Annotated in this window: 19 protein-coding genes and 4 pseudogenes; 13 read left to right on the forward strand and 10 right to left on the reverse strand. The window is 33.1% G+C overall.

What is annotated here, in order from left to right:
- Positions 1–87 precede the first annotated feature (87 nt).
- The 3 genes and pseudogenes from BWGOE10_RS15415 to BWGOE10_RS15425 all read left to right on the forward strand — a co-directional run bounded on the left by BWGOE10_RS15415 (position 88) and on the right by BWGOE10_RS15425 (position 3,659).
- A pseudogene (locus BWGOE10_RS15415) lies at positions 88–1,187 on the forward strand (tyrosine-type recombinase/integrase).
- Positions 1,184–3,286: a tyrosine-type recombinase/integrase gene (locus tag BWGOE10_RS15420; RefSeq protein WP_070143884.1), complete on the forward strand. Its 2,103-nt coding sequence runs from the start codon at positions 1,184–1,186 to the stop codon at positions 3,284–3,286. The pseudogene BWGOE10_RS15415 and the gene BWGOE10_RS15420 overlap by 4 nt, the downstream one beginning before the upstream one ends.
- Positions 3,279–3,659 carry a DUF6262 family protein gene (locus BWGOE10_RS15425; protein WP_070143887.1) on the forward strand — a complete coding sequence of 127 codons (381 nt, stop codon included), beginning with the start codon at positions 3,279–3,281 and terminating at the stop codon, positions 3,657–3,659. Before BWGOE10_RS15420 ends, BWGOE10_RS15425 begins: the two co-directional genes overlap by 8 nt.
- 185 nt (positions 3,660–3,844) lie before the next feature.
- On the opposite strand, the gene arsC is transcribed toward BWGOE10_RS15425, so the two are convergent.
- The 4 genes from arsC to arsR form a co-directional block, all read right to left on the reverse strand.
- The gene (gene arsC / locus BWGOE10_RS15430) at positions 3,845–4,249 is read right to left on the reverse strand and encodes an arsenate reductase (thioredoxin) (RefSeq protein WP_002204291.1); all 405 of its coding nucleotides are present in this window, start codon (positions 4,247–4,249) and stop codon (positions 3,845–3,847) included.
- A 26-nt stretch (positions 4,250–4,275) separates the two neighbouring features.
- Positions 4,276–5,316 (reverse strand): ACR3 family arsenite efflux transporter, encoded by a 1,041-nt coding sequence (gene arsB / locus BWGOE10_RS15435; protein WP_070143888.1) that lies wholly within the window; start codon positions 5,314–5,316, stop codon positions 4,276–4,278.
- Between the two features lie 17 nt (positions 5,317–5,333).
- Positions 5,334–5,735, reverse strand: coding sequence for an ArsI/CadI family heavy metal resistance metalloenzyme (locus BWGOE10_RS15440; RefSeq protein ID WP_002204289.1), 402 nt, complete (start codon positions 5,733–5,735; stop codon positions 5,334–5,336).
- Between the two features lie 65 nt (positions 5,736–5,800).
- Positions 5,801–6,106 carry an arsenical resistance operon transcriptional regulator ArsR gene (gene arsR / locus BWGOE10_RS15445; protein WP_070143890.1) on the reverse strand — a complete coding sequence of 102 codons (306 nt, stop codon included), beginning with the start codon at positions 6,104–6,106 and terminating at the stop codon, positions 5,801–5,803.
- Between the two features lie 200 nt (positions 6,107–6,306).
- Here arsR and BWGOE10_RS15450 point away from each other — a divergent pair, with 200 nt between their 5' ends.
- A complete protein-coding gene (locus BWGOE10_RS15450; protein ID WP_070143891.1) occupies positions 6,307–6,594 on the forward strand; it encodes a YolD-like family protein in 288 nt (95 codons plus the stop codon).
- A 488-nt stretch (positions 6,595–7,082) separates the two neighbouring features.
- On the opposite strand, the gene BWGOE10_RS33720 is transcribed toward BWGOE10_RS15450, so the two are convergent.
- Positions 7,083–7,217 (reverse strand): hypothetical protein, encoded by a 135-nt coding sequence (locus BWGOE10_RS33720; RefSeq protein WP_265341027.1) that lies wholly within the window; start codon positions 7,215–7,217, stop codon positions 7,083–7,085.
- 755 nt (positions 7,218–7,972) lie between these two features.
- On the opposite strand from BWGOE10_RS33720, the gene BWGOE10_RS15460 reads away from it, so the two are divergent.
- Positions 7,973–9,049: a Ger(x)C family spore germination protein gene (locus tag BWGOE10_RS15460; protein ID WP_070143892.1), complete on the forward strand. Its 1,077-nt coding sequence runs from the start codon at positions 7,973–7,975 to the stop codon at positions 9,047–9,049.
- Between the two features lie 144 nt (positions 9,050–9,193).
- On the opposite strand, the pseudogene BWGOE10_RS15465 reads toward BWGOE10_RS15460, so the two are convergent.
- Positions 9,194–9,505 (reverse strand): annotated as a pseudogene (locus BWGOE10_RS15465) (hypothetical protein); the annotation flags it as partial.
- A gap of 558 nt (positions 9,506–10,063) precedes the next feature.
- On the opposite strand from BWGOE10_RS15465, the gene BWGOE10_RS15470 reads away from it, so the two are divergent.
- Complete coding sequence (locus tag BWGOE10_RS15470; RefSeq protein WP_070143893.1) at positions 10,064–10,489, forward strand: MarR family winged helix-turn-helix transcriptional regulator; 426 nt, start codon at positions 10,064–10,066, stop codon at positions 10,487–10,489.
- 280 nt (positions 10,490–10,769) lie between these two features.
- On the opposite strand, the gene BWGOE10_RS15475 is transcribed toward BWGOE10_RS15470, so the two are convergent.
- Positions 10,770–11,018: a helix-turn-helix transcriptional regulator gene (locus BWGOE10_RS15475; RefSeq protein WP_070143894.1), complete on the reverse strand. Its 249-nt coding sequence runs from the start codon at positions 11,016–11,018 to the stop codon at positions 10,770–10,772.
- Between the two features lie 47 nt (positions 11,019–11,065).
- On the opposite strand from BWGOE10_RS15475, the gene BWGOE10_RS15480 reads away from it, so the two are divergent.
- The 7 genes and pseudogenes from BWGOE10_RS15480 to BWGOE10_RS33480 all read left to right on the forward strand — a co-directional run.
- Entirely contained in the window at positions 11,066–11,692 is a 627-nt protein-coding gene (locus BWGOE10_RS15480; RefSeq protein ID WP_070143895.1) for a superoxide dismutase, read from the forward strand.
- Positions 11,693–11,884: 192 nt separating this feature from the next.
- Positions 11,885–12,871, forward strand: a complete 987-nt coding sequence (locus BWGOE10_RS15485; RefSeq protein ID WP_070143896.1) for an NAD(P)/FAD-dependent oxidoreductase — start codon at positions 11,885–11,887, stop codon at positions 12,869–12,871.
- Positions 12,872–13,065: 194 nt separating this feature from the next.
- Positions 13,066–13,419: an NADPH-dependent FMN reductase gene (locus BWGOE10_RS15490; RefSeq protein ID WP_321969982.1), complete on the forward strand. Its 354-nt coding sequence runs from the start codon at positions 13,066–13,068 to the stop codon at positions 13,417–13,419.
- Positions 13,420–13,445: 26 nt separating this feature from the next.
- Positions 13,446–14,069 carry a superoxide dismutase gene (locus BWGOE10_RS15495; protein WP_070143897.1) on the forward strand — a complete coding sequence of 208 codons (624 nt, stop codon included), beginning with the start codon at positions 13,446–13,448 and terminating at the stop codon, positions 14,067–14,069.
- A 420-nt stretch (positions 14,070–14,489) separates the two neighbouring features.
- On the forward strand, positions 14,490–14,786 hold the full coding sequence (locus tag BWGOE10_RS15500) for a HesB/YadR/YfhF family protein (RefSeq protein WP_070143898.1): 297 nt from the start codon (positions 14,490–14,492) through the stop codon (positions 14,784–14,786).
- A gap of 189 nt (positions 14,787–14,975) precedes the next feature.
- Positions 14,976–15,197: a hypothetical protein gene (locus tag BWGOE10_RS15505; protein WP_070143899.1), complete on the forward strand. Its 222-nt coding sequence runs from the start codon at positions 14,976–14,978 to the stop codon at positions 15,195–15,197.
- Positions 15,191–15,334, forward strand: a pseudogene (locus BWGOE10_RS33480) (sporulation protein YhbH); the annotation flags it as partial. The gene BWGOE10_RS15505 and the pseudogene BWGOE10_RS33480, both read left to right, overlap by 7 nt.
- A 218-nt stretch (positions 15,335–15,552) precedes the next feature.
- Here the strand turns inward: BWGOE10_RS33480 and BWGOE10_RS15510 are convergent.
- The 3 genes and pseudogenes from BWGOE10_RS15510 to BWGOE10_RS15520 form a co-directional block, all read right to left on the reverse strand.
- Positions 15,553–16,053 (reverse strand): cupin domain-containing protein, encoded by a 501-nt coding sequence (locus BWGOE10_RS15510; RefSeq protein ID WP_070143900.1) that lies wholly within the window; start codon positions 16,051–16,053, stop codon positions 15,553–15,555.
- Positions 16,054–16,379: 326 nt separating this feature from the next.
- Positions 16,380–16,994 carry a superoxide dismutase gene (locus BWGOE10_RS15515; RefSeq protein ID WP_070143901.1) on the reverse strand — a complete coding sequence of 205 codons (615 nt, stop codon included), beginning with the start codon at positions 16,992–16,994 and terminating at the stop codon, positions 16,380–16,382.
- 285 nt (positions 16,995–17,279) lie between these two features.
- Positions 17,280–18,239 (reverse strand): annotated as a pseudogene (locus tag BWGOE10_RS15520) (rhodanese-related sulfurtransferase); the annotation flags it as partial.
- Positions 18,240–18,313: the final 74 nt, after the last annotated feature.

Consider the following 18,313-nt stretch of genomic DNA (forward strand, 5'->3'; position numbering starts at 1 on the left):
TAACTATGAGTTAGGGTATGTAGCACATAGTGAGAGGCGTAGTGAGGTCGGCAGACTGAGCATAATAGATTTTAAGAGGTGAGAACTATGCGTATACAAGAGGTGACCCTAGAAAATGGCAAGAGATTTATGTTAGTAGATGATGAAGGCATTCCTGTGATTCCTGTAGTGAAGTACCTCAAGTATTTGGATGCCACAGGGAAAAGTAGCAACACACAGAAGACGTACTGTTATGCGTTAAAACAGTATTTCTTGTATTTGCAGGAAACAGGTAAAGATTACAAGCATATAAGATTGGAAGACTTGGCAGAGTTTGTGGGATGGTTGTGGAATCCATATGAGAGCACTAAGGTGACATCCCTTCGACCTGTAAAGGCAAAGAAAACAGAAAGGACGGTGAACCTTACGGTCACCGTTGTCACAAACTTCTACGACTATTTGTACCGTAACGAAGAACTACCGCGTGACATTGGCGAGAAGCTTATGCGGCAAGTTTTCTACATCATGTCAACAAAGACAAGCCATCTATACGAAATGTGTTGAAAGTGAAAGAGCCTCGTAAGAGGATTCAAACGCTTACGAAAGAGCAAGTGCAGCAAGTTTTAGCGGCTACTACAAATATACGTGACACCTTCCTCATCCAATTATTGTTTGAGACGGGTTTGCGGATTGGAGAGGCACTCTCTTTATTTTTAGAAGACTTCAAATTTGATCATGGAAAAGGGCATCGGATTCGTTTAACGGATCGGGGAGAATTGGAGAATGGCGCGAAACTCAAAACGGGGGAACGAGAGATTTTTGTGTCACAAGCTTTATTGGACTTATATGATGACTATCTGTACGAGATTATTGACGATCTCCAGGTGGCTACCAACTTTGTATTTGTGAAGCTACGTGGAGAAAATACTGGTAAACCTATGACATACAGCGATGTGGAAGCCCTATTCAAACGGCTACGGCAGAAAACGGGGATAGGTGTTCACCCTCATCTGTTTCGTCACACACACGCGACGATATACTACCAGGAAACAAAGGACATTAAACAAGTACAAGAGCGATTAGGTCATTCTCAAATCCAGACTACGATGAACCTGTATCTTCATCCTTCAGACGAAGACATCCGTAGGGATTGGGAAAAGGCACAAGGCGCCTTTCGTATGCAACAACAGGACGGTGGGAGAAAATGAAGTACTCTCAACAGATAGTAATAGAACAATTAGGGTTTCACGAACGATTACAGCGCGAGCTGTCAAGTTATATAGAGAAGACGGTGCAACATGATGGCTACGTTACTACTCAATGTATAAAGGACTCCTACTTCTTAATTAACGATAGTTGGCATATCGGATTTTTGAAAAATATTCCACAGTTTCGAAAAATGATAGATAACTATAAGGGCAAACGCCGGAATGTGCATTTTCGCATTAACAGTTCAACTATCAACCTAGAAGTGAAATATGTGTGGTATCAGAAACTATTTAACGAACAATGGGCATTGAGCAGCAGCTTTAACGCAAAAGCAGCACACTTGAACAAGTTATCAGATTTTCTCAACGAAAAATACCCTACCATTCCCTCTCTTCTGGATTTAGATATCGATCATGCGGAACGGGAATGGTGGTTTTGGTTAAAACATCAAGGAATTCCCACACAAAAGACCTCAAAACACAAATTATTTGGAGAATATTCTTGTAAATCAGCTATAGCGACCTATTTACGTGCCATCCATTCCAGTTTCTTTACGCTGACAGACCTGCGTGATGAATGGGAGAAAGATCGCTGGGATATACGGATACTGTATGACAAGTATGGGATCTCCTATAATAAAAGCCAGACTGCGCATTACATTAATTTTACTACAATAGAACAGGTGAAAATAAGAGAAGAAACCAAAAGATATATCAAGCAACGCTTAATCAGTAAGAATCATTTCTCATGGAGTTCAGCATGTAACTACTTAAAGGCTTTACCTAAATTTCTATCTTTCATATTTTCAATGGAGCCAGCATGGAATGATTTAAAGGGCTTAAAACGATCTCACATGGAAAAATACATCCAATGGTTGCAGGAATACGCTAACAAAAAAAGTGCAGATCCAGAAAAATATATATCAGAGAAGTTGAAAATCATAGGTAAGTTTTTGGAGGATATTCAACTATGCGACTATGATATTTCTCCTGATACGCATGTACGATTATTACTTTTCCCTGGGGATACACCAAAATTAAGAAAAAAGTCCATTGGAAAAATTGATTACATAACTGACTTTGTATTGGAACAACTCTTTACTCACCTCAATGATCTACACAGTGAGGTTATACCAGTAGTATGGATTGCTTTTAAAACCGGATTGCGTATTTCAGATGTGTTAGGACTCACGACAGATTGTCTTGTACAACTGAATGGTAAATATTCCATTATCACAGATATTAAGAAAACGTATGTACAAGCACACCGGATTCCTATTGACGAGGAACTCGCAAATATTCTTGCGGTTCTCATTCAGAAATCCAAAGAAAATAGTAATCAAGACAATAACCCCGAAGGGTTAATTTTTGTTCGCTACCGGGGCTCTCGCAAAGGAAAACCTTATTTGCAGAACTGGATTCAAATTCACCTCAATGCATTGGTAAAACGAAATAACATTGTGGACGAGGATGGGAAGTTATTTCATTTTAAGACTCATCAATTCCGCCATACGTATGCTGTTAAATTGTTGAATGGGGGCACTGATATTATAACGGTACAGGAATTGTTAGCCCATGCTTCCCCTGAAATGACCTTGCGGTATGCCAAACTGTTAGATGACACGAAACGAAAGGCATTTGAATCGGTCATTAACCAAGGAGTATTCAGTTTCGATTGGAATGGTAAGGTGCAGGAAATCAAGGCAGACGAAGATATTCCAAAGGACATCCTGCAAGCTCTCTGGCAAGATCATAAACTAAATGCAATGGATAATCCGTACGGGACGTGTCATGCACGATTGAAAGGCGATTGTCCGCATATGGAAGCTCCTCCTTGCCTTACGTGTAATGGTGGCAGTCCGTGTAAAGATTTAGCGATTGGCTTTTCAGAGTTAGACGCGGAAAAATACGAAATGCATGTGAAAACAACAGCAAGAGCCATCGAGGTAGCGAAACAACATGGTCGTGGTGACATGGTGGAAAAGTACGAGCGGAACTTACAGCGATACCAAGGCATTTTAGAGAATATCCGTGAGGGGCATATTATCTTCGGCAGGCAAGAACGCATGAAGAGAAAGGTAGGTATACGAAATGGATAATTATGACCGCAGAAAACAGTTAAAAGCGATTCATGCGTCACGGAAAGCTTTAACCTATCGGAAGGTCGATGAAGCCATTCAACGGCTCTTGCGAGCCAATGAGAACATCAATTTCAACAGCGTGGCAGGCGAGGCTGGAGTGGCAAAAGCGACACTATACAACAACTGTGAACTACGTGAACGGATTGAAACATTACGTCAGCAACAAGCGCAATCACCAACTGCGAAACAGCTCAAGCGGGAGATGAATGACAGCAACAAAGATGCCATCATTGAGTCATTGAAGCGAAGAATCAAGAAGTTGGAAGGGGAAAATAAACAATTACGTGAGCAATTGAAGATTGCTTATGCGGAAGTTTATAGAAAGGTTTGAGGAAACGATGTTCCCTTCCTTCTTCCGTTAACGAAGTAGAACCGTTTAATAACAAACCCTAGTAAATTATATAGTGTTGTATTTGTTTTTTGAAAAATTTAGGTAATAGTTTTTATAGAACAGAAGATAAACAAAGACCGTTAATACATTAGATCTAATGTATTAACGGTCTTTCATTGTTATTATTATTCCCCTGTTTCAGCAAATCTCTTAATACGTGTACCAATCTCATCACGTACTCTTTGGAATACAGACCACTCTTGCCTCGCTGGATCATCAAATCCCCAATGAGCACGTTTTACATGTGGAGGTGTTGTTGGGCATACATCATTTGCATGACCACAAAGTGTTACAATTAGATCAGCATTATTTAGGATTTCTGGATCAATAATATCAGATGTTTGATTTGTAATATCAATATCTACTTCTTTCATTGCTTTAATAGCGTTTGGATTTACACCGTGTGCTTCAATACCAGCTGAAAGTACGTTCCATTTGTCACCTAAATGTTTTTTACCCCAAGCTTCAGCCATTTGACTACGGCAAGAGTTCCCTGTACATAAAAAGTAAATTGTTTTTTTGTTGTTCATTTTAATTCCACCTTTACTATGAATGTTTATCTTGGCTGTGTCTGAAAGTACTTACGTTGGAACCAAAGCGCTACATTTACAAGGGCAATCATAACAGGAACTTCAACTAAAGGCCCGATAACTGCTGCAAACGCTGCACCTGACTGGATTCCAAATACACCAACTGCAACTGCAATTGCTAATTCAAAATTGTTACTTCCTGCTGTAAATGCTAATGTTGTAGTTACTCCGTAACTTGCACCAATTTTTTTACCCATAAAGAAAGAAACAAAGAACATGATTACAAAATAAATAAGTAATGGGATCGCAATACGTACAACATCAAACGGTACACTTACAATAACTTCTCCTTTTAAAGAGAACATCACAATTATGGTAAATAGTAATGCGATTAAAGTAATTGGACTAATCTTGGGAATAAAGACTTTTTCATACCATAGGCGCCCTTTTGTTTTTACTAAGATTAAACGAGTTAACATCCCAGCTATAAAAGGAATTCCTAAATATATAAATACTGATTTTGCAACCTCTGCCATTGTAATATCAACAATAGCTCCTTCAATTCCCAACCATTCTGGAATTATTGTTACAAATACATACGCATACACTGAGAAAAATAACATTTGGAATACAGAGTTAAAAGCGACTAAACCCGCTGCATACTCAGTATCTCCCTTTGCCAGGTCATTCCAAACAATAACCATTGCAATACAGCGAGCTAAGCCAATCAAAATTAAACCCACCATATATTCTGGTTTATCCGGCAAAAATATTACTGCTAACGCAAACATCAGAACGGGACCAATTATCCAGTTTTGAACAAGTGATAATACTAATACTTTTACATCTTTGAAGACTCTCCCCATCTCTTCATAACGAACCTTCGCTAATGGAGGATACATCATCAAAATTAAGCCTATTGCAAGTGGAATAGATGTTGTACCCACTTGTAAACTATTTATGCTACTTGTAACTTGAGGGAATAATACCCCTATACCAATTCCAAGAGCCATGGCGAGAAAAATCCAGATGGTTAAGTATCGATCTAGGAATGATAGTTTTTTCATTGGATACTCCTTTCAGATTAACAGCAAGATGTAGGTTCTGTTTTATGAACATCGCTGTCTGCCTTTGTATAGAAAAATTCCCATTCGTTACCGTCAGGATCAGTTATCCAAAACTTATCTTGTACAGCATAGCAACATGTTGTATTCATCTCGTCTCTTGCAAAAAAGCCTTCTTTTTCTAATCGCTCCCTATGGACCTTTATTTCTTCTTCATTTTCTACTTGGAATCCAAAATGATTCACTCGATTTCCAGACACTTCATCTTTTAAATTTAAAGTGAAGTTAAGCCCTGGGATGTCTAATAGAAATTTTGCATAATCGTTTTTCACCTTAACTGGCTTTACTCCAAATGTTTTTTCATAGAATTCAATAGATTTTTCTAAATTTGTAACATTAATCCCAACATGTACATATTTCACTACAAATTCCTCCTTTGATTTTAAGAAATATTAATCAAAAAAATTTGATTTATAATTTTAAAAAATTAGCAACAAGTTCCTTTTCCAGTTTTCCTAAATATGCAACAAAGTTCTTCTGATAGTAAGTTATTGACTTCATTATCATTTAAATCATAATAACTCCAAGTACCTTGTGTATCTTTAACTATCAAATTTGCCTCAAGTAAAATCTTTAAGTGATAGGATAATTTGGATTGTGTCATTTCAAATATTTCAGTTAAATCACATACACAAGTTCTACCTCTTTGACAAAGTTCATACATAATCTCTAATCTTTTTTGATCAGCAAGGGCTTTAAATTTCTTTTCGTATTGTTCAAATTGTTTAGTCATATTATGCAATCTCCTATTAATCAAATTTTCTTGATGTATTTATTATATGTGAGATTTCTTGTTTAATGCAACAATTAAATCAATTTTTTTTGATTAATTAAATTAAAAACTTCCCTAACATATTAGACATATATAATATGTTAAGGGAGTGATGTAATAACAGTTTTTTTAAAATTAGGTCTTGATAACCATTTTCAGCCATAAAAGAACAATTTGAAGGATTAAATGAAATGTATGAAAAACAAAACGAAGTACCGATGCCTATTTTAGATGAACAAAAACTAGATCTTATAAATGATATCGTATGTTGTGCAATTGCTGAAAATAAGCAAGTAAGTATTTCATACCAAAAACAGAACAAAGTATATTCCGAAGTGGGTTATATTCATTACTACGATATGATTTGTAATGAATTAAGAATTAGGAATCAACATGATAATGTATTTTATATAAAAGTTAATCATGTTACAAATATAAAATATACATAATCGTCTACAAAATAAAAAGCATCCACTATGTGAACACTTCATGTTATTATGATTAAGTTATATTAATTCGTTAATATGTAGGTGAAACAAATAGAAAATAAAGAAACTAAACAAGAATACGATCTAAGTAAAATATACCACTACCTCCTAATCACCGAGTTTGATACCATTGAGAAAGCGTCTATATCTTAAGGATAAAGGGTTTGTCTTTGTTTATTATTATGGACAGTAATTTGGAGAAATAAACGTACTCGGTGATTAGGGGATAAGAAACTATTTAAAACATTTGAGACTTCGGTAATTGAGTAAATAAAAAATACGTTGTTATTCTCGTTGTAAGGAGAGAGGAGAATTTAGTGATTATTGGGATCCCACCTCATGCCCATCAACCCAATATTTTGGAGTACCTCCAAAAAAAATTCACCTCAGATACAACAAAAGAGCCTTACCTCTGTAGGCAAGACTCCACTAGTGGAGTTATATAGTATTTACATAGCAAATAAGAAACATAAAACATATAATACCAAGTAGCAGAACCCTAATATTCCGCCTACAGCTAGTACCTGTTTAACCCAACTCTTGAATTTCAGATTACTGTCAATAATCGCTTGTACTCTTTCCATATCCGTTTCCTCCTATTAAGGAGAACCCTTAAAGACTCTCACCTCGCTATGATACCATTAAGGAATGACTAATAGAGGTCTAATTTTTGTCTAAATATATAAATATGTAATATTGCATATAGAAATGTATTGTTATAAATGTAAGCGCTTACTATGATGAAGTTATAAAGATTCACCACATCTTAATACAAAAAAAGAGGAGGAAATAATATGGCAATCGCAATGGCAGTTTTATCATTCTTAGGTGGAGTGCTTCCATTAGTAACAACACTTATAAAAGCATTCATGTAATATAATTCTCTGCACTTATTTTTTAAAATTATCATACAAATGATCTGTATATCAAAAATGAATTGATGTGCAGATCATTTGTGTGAGCAAAGTCTCTTTAAGCATTATGAAGGGACTTTTTTAAATTTCTACATACTTGAGGTTCCGTCACATCAACATCAAGTTAAAGCACTTTTAAAACATTTACATATTAGTTTACATTCATTTCCCCTTAAAACATTGAATTTATCCCTATTCCCCTGAGACCATCAGAATAGGAAAAAAGTATACATTCAAAATACTATAAATAAAGAAGTTGAAACATCCATAAATAAAAAAACTAAATCTATGTTAGCTTTTTACATAAGTCATGTTATCAGTAATTTTAGTGAAAATATGAATATAATGATGATCATTTTGGAAAAATACCACAAATGATTAAAATCCAACTTAGAATAAGTTGTTTTTTACTGGATGGAGAAAATATGAAGAAAATTACTCGAAAACAAATTATACTGTTTTGTATTTCGTTAATATTTATGACAGGCTGCTTGCAAAAGTATGTTATTGATGATGTTGAATTAATTCAAGGAATTGTATTCGATATAACAAAAAATAAAATAAAAACAACAATTGTCTCTCCTGTTCAAAAAAAAGGTCATCAAGTTCAAGTATTTGAAAACATCGGAAACACAGTAACACAAGGAAGAGAAAAATTCTCTTCCGAATCTTCGCGCCCCCTTGTCATCGGACAATTACGTGTTGCTCTTCTTACAGAAAAATTAGCAAAAAAAGATATAACCATAGCATATGATACACTTCTACGCGATAAGAGCATAGCAGGTAGGATATATCTAGGAATATTAGAAGGTGAGGGATATGAGCTATTCTCTGGAAAATATAATAATACCTTTAACGTTGCAATTTACATAAAAAACCTGTTTGAACACAACATGGAAACAGGTTCATTACCACATGATAATTTATATCTTAACTCTTATCGCTACTACGAAGTAGGAAGAGATACTTTTATGCCAATATTAAAAAAACAAAAAGACAAGATAAAAATTAAAAGTATAGCCCTTTTTAAAAAAGACAAATATATAGGGAAATTGGAACAAAAAGATATGTTTATTTTTAAAGGATTGCTTGAAAAAAACAGATTAAATTCCAAAGAATTCAAAACCCATGACGGTTATGTATTAATTAACAATATCAGTTCCACTCCTTCCTATCATGTTCAGATTAAAAATGGAAAACCATTTTTTTATATTCAAGTTAAAATGAATGCTCGTCTACAAGAAACCTCAAAAATAATAAATTTAGAAAATAAAAACACTATCGAGATAGTAACAAAAAACATAGAAAAACAATTGAATACAGAAAGTAAAAAACTAATAAAAAAAATACAAAATCTAAATGTAGATCCACTTGGCTTAGGATCCAAATTCAAACAACACTATAAGCCATTTAAATTAAAAGAATGGAAAAAAATGTATAAAACAGTGCCGGTAAAAGTAAAATACATTGTAAATATTGAAAATTCAGGGGTCATTGAGTAAAACATTTAATACTTTGTTACAAAAGGTCATCATATCAGTTACCATAAAACCACTTATCGGTATTCAATGTATCTAGAAAAAACCCCTTCAGTTTACTTGCTGAAGGGGTTTCGTATATACATAATTCTCGTTATTGGAAGTCAATTATTCACCAATATAGAACAGACTTTGTGCAATACTCGTAAAAAATTCTGGTTCTTGTATAGGAGAATCCTTTTCTATCTCTAAGTATGTTTTAAACCATTCTGATGTCTTCATTCTCCACCTTGCTACTTCTTTACCTTGATAATAAAAATTTGCCCAATCCATTGGTACTTTCTTTACTATGAGTTCACAAGATTCAGATTTAATAAGAAGCTCAGGGGATACAACTTGCCATGAAATATAACTTACTTCATATTCTTCACCTGTCAGATAGTTAATAACTTTATACGTAGGCTTTCCTAACCATTTGGTATACCATTCACTCCTAATTACCGAGTTTGATGCTCTAAAGAAAGAGTCTGTTTCTTAAGGATAAAGGGTTTGTCTTTGTTTATTATTATGGACAGTGATTTGGAAAAATAAACGTACTCAGTGATTGGTAAGAGAAATAAAATTGAAAAGGTTTTTTGTTTCGGTAATTAGGTATACAGGAGAGAAACATCTGAGCTTTCAACCTTTTCAAAAAATAAGTGTTTATTTAAAAAGTATGTACTAAAAACCGTAGGAATTGATACGTCCTACGGTTTGGTTATGCAAATGTAATAAATATAGTTGTTCATGTATTTCAATTTGTTTATTGAATCATTTTTATACTTTTTAAACTTAAAAGTTGAAAAAGTGTAAAGTTAGTATTATTATATACCTAAAGAATGATTGATGTGATCTACTCTCACTTTTACTCTCCCTATATTAAAAGAACTAGTTTCCGTGGATCATTATCAATCATTCCTAAAATATTAAAGTAGTATAAACGAATGGTACAATAAGTATACTAATTATGAAATATAAAAAATAGTTGAGGTGTGATTATTGAGATACCATTTAGAAGAATTTTGTGGATTTTCTATACATCGTACAGATCTAGGATTAAAAAATTATTATAAGGAGATATTAGCTCCTTTTGATATTACTCCAGATCAGTGGGTAATTATGATGATTCTTTGGGAAAAAGATGGCATAACACAAAAAGAAATAGCAGAAAAAGCATATAGAGATGAAACAACTGTTGGTCGCATGATATACAATCTAGAGAAAAAAGGTTTTATTCAGCGCTTGCAAGATAAAAAAGATCGTCGATTTTTGCGTGTTTATGTAACAGAGAAAGGAATAGAAATTAAATCTGAAGTATATTCAGTCGGTATAGAATCTGAAAAAAAGGTTACACAAGGGTTATCAGAGGAAGAGTTAATTTTTTTGAATGAGATTCTTTATAAAATCTTTAAAAATAGCATGTAACTTCAAAAATAGATGCTGTAGCATCTATTGTGGCTGTTGCTCAATAAATGAGTATTGATAAGTAATACTTACTATTTCTGCTATACACACTAACCTAAAATACCTGCTATAGCAGGTATTTTATACTTGAAAGGAGTGATGTGTATTAAAGCAGCGTATTGATACTCTATGGTAGTGCTAAAAATAGCATTTGATATTTATTTATTTCCCACGAAGAAGATTAATCTTAGAGGGAGAATAGTAAATTTGAAAATAAACATATTATGTAGTGGGTTTACTATTAGTTGTTAAATTTTATCAAAAATTTACAATGGGTTTCACCAACAGTTTGACAAGATACCCTTTCAACTTGTTTTGTTCCTAATACATTTTGAAACATAGCTGTTTCAAAACGGCAGGCTTTTTTAAAGTGACTTGCTACAGAAAAGATAGGGCAGTTGTATTCTATCAATTCATAGGAATCATTATTGATTTTTGTAAGTTCAGTCATGTAGCCTTTATCGTTTTGAATTTTTGCTAGTTCTGTCACTTTTTACTCTGGATTTTTATTTAACATATTTAATGGAGGAATTAACAATGAATAAACACAAATTACCTATTTTACCATATGGATTTAATGAATTAACAGCATTTATTGATGAGGAAACAATGAAACTACATCATGGAAAACATCACCAAACTTATGTTGATAAATTAAATGATGCAATTGCAAATTATCCAGAGCTACATGATAAAAGTGTAGTTGATCTGTTAAAAGATATTGATCGACTTCCATTGGAAATTCAAAACGCTGTTCGAAATAATGGAGGAGGCCATTTGAACCACTCTCTATTTTGGGAAATATTGAAACCAGGAGGAGAAAATAAACCAACAGGTTCGCTTCACACAGCAATCCAAAATGATTTAGGTGGTACATGTGGATGTGATACATTTAAAGAACAATTTACAAATGCTGCTGTAAGCAGATTCGGATCAGGTTGGGCATGGCTTGTTGTAAATGAGAATAAAAAATTAGAAGTTATGAGTACAGCTAATCAAGATAATCCAATCATGGATGGGAAAACGGCTATCCTTGGATTAGATGTATGGGAGCATGCGTACTATTTAAATTATCAAAATAGACGTCCTGAATATATATTAAACTTCTTTAATGTAATTAATTGGAATGTTGCTTTAGAAAAGTACAATGAGGCGATTAAATAAAGTGAAATTTTAATCAGTGGAGAGTTCTTCATCCCTAACTGACTATTAGCCCTCACAATCGGGCTTTTACGGGCAGTTCATTTTTTAACTAACTTCTTTGTTACTGCCCGTTAATGCGGGATAAATAGATAAATAAGGTATAAAAGGTATCTCGAAGATGCCTTTTATACTTATAAAAGAGGTGTAACATCTATGGAAAAACAACAAGTATTTGATATTACAATTATTGGTGGTGGCCCCACTGGTTTATTTGCTACTTTTTATGCAGGCATGCGGAATATGAAAGTGAAAATCATTGATAGCCTACATCAATTAGGTGGACAACTGAGTGAGTTATATCCAGATAAATATATTTATGATGTGGGCGGTTTTCCTAAAGTATTAGCTAAAGATTTAGTTAAGAGTTTAGTTAGTCAAGCAGAGTATGCTTCTCCAGAAATATGTCTAGAGGAGACTGTTTTAGAAATCAAACAAGATGATGGACATTTTGAATTAATTACAAATAAAGGGGTTCACTATTCTAAAACTATTCTTATAACGTCTGGTATTGGTGCTTTTGAGCCTAGAAAATTAAATATTAGTAACGCAAAAGAGTATGAAGGTAAAAATTTATACTATCAGGTGAAAGACATAAATCATTTCAAAGATTCCAAAGTTCTTGTATGTGGTGGGGGCGATTCAGCAGTCGATTGGTCTTTAATGTTAAAAGATATTGCTGAAGAAGTTACACTTTGTCACAGGCGTCCCGATTTTAGAGCACATGAAAGTAGTGTCGATGCTCTTTTTAACTCCAATGTAAAGATAAAAACACCTTACGCAATTAAAGAGCTGATAGGGGATAGAGAAAGCATTCATAAAGTAATAATTTTAGATAAAAATGGTATGGAAGAAGAGATTGAGGTAGATCATGTTGTTGTGAATTATGGAAGTGTATCTTCGCTGGGACCGATTAAAAATTGGAATTTAAATATGGACAAAAATTCTATAATTGTAAATACAAAAATGGAAACAAATATAAAGGGAATTTATGCAGCAGGTGATATTTGTACTTATGAAGGTAAAGTGAAACTGATTGCGGTGGGATTCGGCGAAGCACCTATCGCGGTTAATAATGCAAAATCATTTATTGATCCGTCATCACGTGTACAGCCTTTGCATAGTACGAGTGTGTTTAAATAGGGAGATAATAAAATGAAGTTATTGGGTATATCAGGAGATTTAGTTGGAAAAAAGACAGCAAATGCAGTAAATGAAGTATTAATGAGAGCCAAAAAACAAAATCCGGATTTAGAAATAGAATGAATTGATGTAAAAATTATCATGTTGAATTTGTTGATGGAAGATCATTAGAAGAGTATAACGATGATACAAAATTGGTAGTAAATAAAATATTAGATGCTGATTTTTTCATTATTGGTACACCAGTTTATCAAGCTTCTATAACCGGAGTTTTAAAAAATCTATTCGATCATTTACCAATTGATGCTTTTAAATCAAAAGTGGTAGGGATGATTACAATTGCTGGTACAAGTAAGCATTTTCTAGTCGGAGAAATGCAATTAAAACCTATCCTGTCTTTTTTTAAAGCTATTGTAGCAAGTAATAATGTTTTTATTCCTTCAAAATCTTTTAATGAACAGAATCAAATCGACGAAACAGATATTATAAAAAGAATAGATAATTTAATAAGTGAACTATTGTTCTTACAAAATAAATTAAAGGGGTAACAACATAGTAAAGGAGAGGGAGAAAAGTGATTCACAAGCTTCCTGAACTTTCATATGATTTCCATGAGTTAGCCGTCTTTATATCTCCAAAAGAATTTCAACTGAATTATTTTGAAATTCATAAATGGTATGTAGAGAATTTGAATAAGGCATTGAGTAAATATATCAGTTATCAACAATATAGTGTGGCAGACCTTATGATGAAACTAAAATATATGCCAGAAGACTTAAGGAATGATGTGAAGAAGTATGGTGGGATGCATTTTAATTATTCTTTGTTTTGGAAAATATTAACCCCTAATAGTAGAGGACCTGTAGGTACATTAAAAAATGCTATTAGAGATACTTATCATGATTTTGGAGTTTTTAAAAAAGAATTTACAAATATAGCATTAGATTTATATGCTTCTAATGCTTGGTGTTGGTTACTTGTACAGAAGGGAAACCTAAAAATAATGAAAACATATGGACATGATTGTCCAATTTCGAAAGATACTTATCCAGTTCTTTGTTTGAAATTGTGGCAGGTCAGTTCCTTATTTGTAAAACAAAAACAAAACTTGGAATATATTAATGAATTTTGGAACTTTATTAATTGGGAAGAAGCGGAAAGTAGATATTTAGAAGGTAAGCGTCAAATATTTATTTGAAACACTCCCCAATATCGACTTAAACAATAAAGAAGAAATTGATAAAGTCTTGCCATGGTCAACGGATTTACCCTCTAGTTGCAGAGTACCGAAAAAAAGTGAAGTAAACAAAAAATAACTCCAAAATTAACTTTTATTGTAGATTTTGGAGTTACTTTACGTTTACGTTACTACAGGCGATTCTAACGCAATTAACTTTTACTTAATAGGGTGGTACCCTATAATTAAACTAACGGAGCAGGTTAATGGCGTAAGGTATATTAATTTTAAATTACAACTTTTAGAAAAAATAGTTGGTTTCAACAATAATTGTTTCTGTTTAGAACATAATAATACCTAGTGTATTTAGTAATTGGCGTAGGCAACTATAGATGGAAAAATAGTAATTGTAGGTAATAAATTTAAAGGGAGTTATTATTGATGAAAATAGAGATTAGTGAAAGGGCATTACATTGGTTTAAAGAGGAAGTAGGATTTGAAAAAGGATATAAAGTTCGATTTTATATACAAATTTATGGAACAAGTCCAATTCAAGAGGGATTTGCCCTTGCCTTTACAATAGATGATGATTCGAGAGATGCTGCTGTGCATACAGTTTCAGATGGCATTACTTTTTTTATAGAAGAGTCAGACTTATGGTTTTTTAATGGTCATAATTTATATGTGGAATATAATGAGGCTAATGATGAGTTGGAATACAAATATATAAAACCTTAATATCAAGAAAACAAACTATGTCTTTTGTTGAGTCACAGTTTGTTTTCTAATAAAATAAATTGTGAAAGAACCATGAGAAAGGGAAGAAATCTACTTAAACTAACGAGTGCTTTACTTCAGGAGGGTGTATCTTGCCATTTGTTAATAATAAATAGCCGTTTTTGATGAAAAATTTTTGGGGTAGCTGCTATGGAAGATAAAACAAAAATGACAGCAGAACAAATAATTGAACTATTTAAAGGTATGGGTAACGGTGAAAAGATTAAATTCTTAGAGTACCTTTATAATAATCATTTCCATTCAAGACCAATAGAAGATATGAATTTAGCAACAAAGAATTACATTGAGGATAATATAGAAAGGGATTTAACAGAAGAAGAAACTTTTAAAGTTTACATCCCTGCCAACTAAACCAGTATAATCGTTCATCATCTACCCTTTTTTCTGTTTATAAAAACATTGAGGATGAGAAGTTTAGGTATTATATATTGAAGAATAAGAAAGATGTTTTTAATTGTTTAAAAGTATTTTTTGTCAAAGAAAATTAAAAATAAGTATCTAGGAAATAGAGAAATGATAAGATGAAACTTTTATTAGTGGGAGTTTAATTCTTATTAATACGGAATGAAATTAAGAAGTTTGTTTAATTGAATTTATTAAATTTAAATTTGTGAATTTATATATAGTTTTACAATAAAAGATTTAATAGAAACAGGCAACCTCTCTTATTTTATTAATAGAGATTACCTGAAAAAGCTTAATTAAGTTATATTTTTAAATCTGGATATGTGATGTTAAAAGTCTCTGAAACTTTTACAAGTTTTTGAAGTTCTTCTAAAGAAGGTGGCTTCACTTCAGGGAGAGGTGCATTTTTTGAAACGGGAGTTCCTAATTGTTTTATAAATCGATCAAAACCTGCTGGAGTTGTAGTGACAATAAACTCAGATTGTTCTGAACCTGATACGAATCTATGAGGAATGCATCGAGGAGCAAATACATAGTCTCCAGCTGATGCTTCGATAATCTCGTCTCCCACAAAGAAAGTAAATTGTCCCTTTAAAATATAGAATGCTTCGTCTTCATCTTTATGAATATGAAGTGGTGGTCCTAATTTTGGCGGTTCTATAACATGTGCAATAGAATATTCTCCATTTGTTTGTTCTCCTGATACTAAGACCGTCAATTTTTCACTTAGAAAATGATATGTGTTTTGATTGCTTGGAGTACTATGAAAAGCTTCTTTATTTTTGTTGTTAATTACTGTCATACTTTTAATTCCCCCTTAACTTTTCGAATAAAAGATGAAAATCCGAATAAATAAATTCTGCATAAGAGACTATTTAAAAATATCTACTTTATAGAGTCCATTACTATATACATGTAATGGGCTCCTTTTTCTTTTCAATATATTGATAAAATGGGTGTTGTTTTTTCAAAGCAAACACTTTTTCAGTGCCTTCACTTTATAGGGTATCTTTTTAGGAAGAAAGAGAGTTCAACTCTTTTTTCCTTGTCTAGCTTGAAGGGCATTTTTTACATGGTCAAATGTAACTAAATCATTGTATGGTATTGCAAGAAAAAATAATAATTTAATTAAGCCTGTGTAGCTTGATATAATTTGTTTACTTCATCCCAGTTAATGAGATTAAAGAAAGCAGAAATATAATCAGGACGCTTGTTTTGGTATTTTAGGTAATAAGCATGTTCCCAAACATCAAGACCAAGAATTGGTTTTTTACCTTCCATAAGAGGGCTATCTTGGTTAGGGGTGCTAGTAATAGCAAGTTGACCATTGTCAACAACTAGCCAAGACCAACCTGAACCGAAGCGGCCTGTTGCAGCTTTTGTAAACTGATCTTTAAACTGATCATAGCTTCCAAAAGCTTTATTTATTGCTTCAGCTACTAGACCAGTAGGAGTACCACCACCGTTTGGAGAAAGGATTGTCCAGAATAAGCTATGATTAGCATGACCACCTCCATTATTACGCACAGTCGTACGGATATTTTCAGGAACAGAATCTAGTTTTTCAATTAATTCTTCAACACTTTTGGTAGAAAGATCATCATGACCTTCTAATGCAGCATTTAGATTATTGACATATGTAGCATGGTGACGATCATGATGAATCATCATTGTCTGTTCATCAAAATGTGGTTCAAGAGCATCGAAAGCATATGACAAAGCTGGTAGTTCATATTTAGACATTTAAAATCCCACCTAATTATATTTTTTAAAACCTATGATAAGTTTAAAACACTTTTTATACTTTTTCAACCGATAAGTATAAAAAAGTGTTTCGAACTTTTTTTGTTTAATTAAAAATTCAACATCATAATGTTATTTTCAGTCACTTATAGAATCCCAAAATCTTTCCTATAACAATGGCCGAAAGCCAGAACAAAATTGATGAATTGAGGAACATCCTTTCTTAATGCAGAAAAGACTAATATCCAAAGATGGTATTAGCCCTTCCAAAAATATTCTATTTATTCATCTAGGATTCATTAGAGCCTCTTTATTGAGTTGCTTTAATCGTTCTAAAATGTGTTCTTCTGTTAATCCATGTTCTTCTACATACCGATTTCTAGGATGGACTCTGCATTCATGAGAACAACCACGTAAATGTTTATGTTCATTTTCTTCTGAACATAGAATTTGTTTATTACATTCAGGGTTTGCACAGTTCACATAGCGTTCGCAAGGTTCACCTGTAAAGTAGTCTTTACCTACAATGACGTGTTTTTTATGGTTTATGGGTACAGATATTCTTTCATCAAATACATAGCATTGTCCATCCCACAACTGACCTTGTACTTCAGGGTCTTTTCCATATGTGACTATTCCTCCATGAAGCTGAGCAACGTCTTCAAATCCTTCTTTTATTAACCATCCTGAAAATTTCTCGCATCGAATTCCACCTGTGCAATAGGTTAGAATTTTTTTACCTTCAAACTTGTTTCTATTTTCCCTTATCCAATTTGGAAGCTCACGGAATGCTTCGATGTCAGGACGGATTGCACCTCTAAAATGACCTAAATCATATTCATAATCATTTCTTGCATCTATAACTATCGTTTCCGGATTATTCATGGTTTCAAAGAATTGTTTTGGCTCTAAATATTTCCCAGTTACCTCTGTGGGATCAAGGTCATCATCTAATCGTAATGTGACGAGTTCTTTTCTATGGCGCACATGCATTTTCTTGAAAGCATGAGTTTCTGAAGCATCTATCTTAAATACCATGTCAGAAAAACGTGAATCCTCTTTCATCAGCTTCATATATTGGTCTGTTTGTTCAACTGTACCTGATACGGTTCCATTTATGCCTTCTGTGGCAACAAGAATTCGACCTTTTAACCCAATCTCTTTACAGAATTTAAGATGTTGGACCATAAATTCTTCAGGGTTATTGATTGGAACATACGTATAATATAATAAAACTCTGTAGGGGGTTAATGTCTGTCATATTGTTTTACCAGCTTTAAATTGTATATCATTTGATTTATTAGCCTAGAGATTATCAT

The organism is Bacillus mycoides (assembly GCF_001757995.1).
GTDB classification, from domain to species: Bacteria; Bacillota; Bacilli; order Bacillales; family Bacillaceae_G; genus Bacillus_A; species Bacillus_A mycoides_B.

Bases quoted from the DNA above. Each gene is read 5' to 3' on its own strand.
- BWGOE10_RS15420 (WP_070143884.1), top strand. From the start codon at position 1,184: ATGAAGTACTCTCAACAGATAGTAATAGAACAATTAGGGTTTCACGAA.
- BWGOE10_RS15425 (WP_070143887.1), top strand. From the start codon at position 3,279: ATGGATAATTATGACCGCAGAAAACAGTTAAAAGCGATTCATGCGTCA.
- arsC (WP_002204291.1), bottom strand. From the start codon at position 4,249: ATGAACAACAAAAAAACAATTTACTTTTTATGTACAGGGAACTCTTGC.
- arsB (WP_070143888.1), bottom strand. From the start codon at position 5,316: ATGAAAAAACTATCATTCCTAGATCGATACTTAACCATCTGGATTTTT.
- arsR (WP_070143890.1), bottom strand. From the start codon at position 6,106: ATGACTAAACAATTTGAACAATACGAAAAGAAATTTAAAGCCCTTGCT.
- BWGOE10_RS33720 (WP_265341027.1), bottom strand. From the start codon at position 7,217: ATGGAAAGAGTACAAGCGATTATTGACAGTAATCTGAAATTCAAGAGT.
- BWGOE10_RS15460 (WP_070143892.1), top strand. From the start codon at position 7,973: ATGAAGAAAATTACTCGAAAACAAATTATACTGTTTTGTATTTCGTTA.
- BWGOE10_RS15480 (WP_070143895.1), top strand. From the start codon at position 11,066: ATGAATAAACACAAATTACCTATTTTACCATATGGATTTAATGAATTA.
- BWGOE10_RS15485 (WP_070143896.1), top strand. From the start codon at position 11,885: ATGGAAAAACAACAAGTATTTGATATTACAATTATTGGTGGTGGCCCC.
- BWGOE10_RS15500 (WP_070143898.1), top strand. From the start codon at position 14,490: ATGAAAATAGAGATTAGTGAAAGGGCATTACATTGGTTTAAAGAGGAA.
- BWGOE10_RS15505 (WP_070143899.1), top strand. From the start codon at position 14,976: ATGGAAGATAAAACAAAAATGACAGCAGAACAAATAATTGAACTATTT.
- BWGOE10_RS15510 (WP_070143900.1), bottom strand. From the start codon at position 16,053: ATGACAGTAATTAACAACAAAAATAAAGAAGCTTTTCATAGTACTCCA.
- BWGOE10_RS15515 (WP_070143901.1), bottom strand. From the start codon at position 16,994: ATGTCTAAATATGAACTACCAGCTTTGTCATATGCTTTCGATGCTCTT.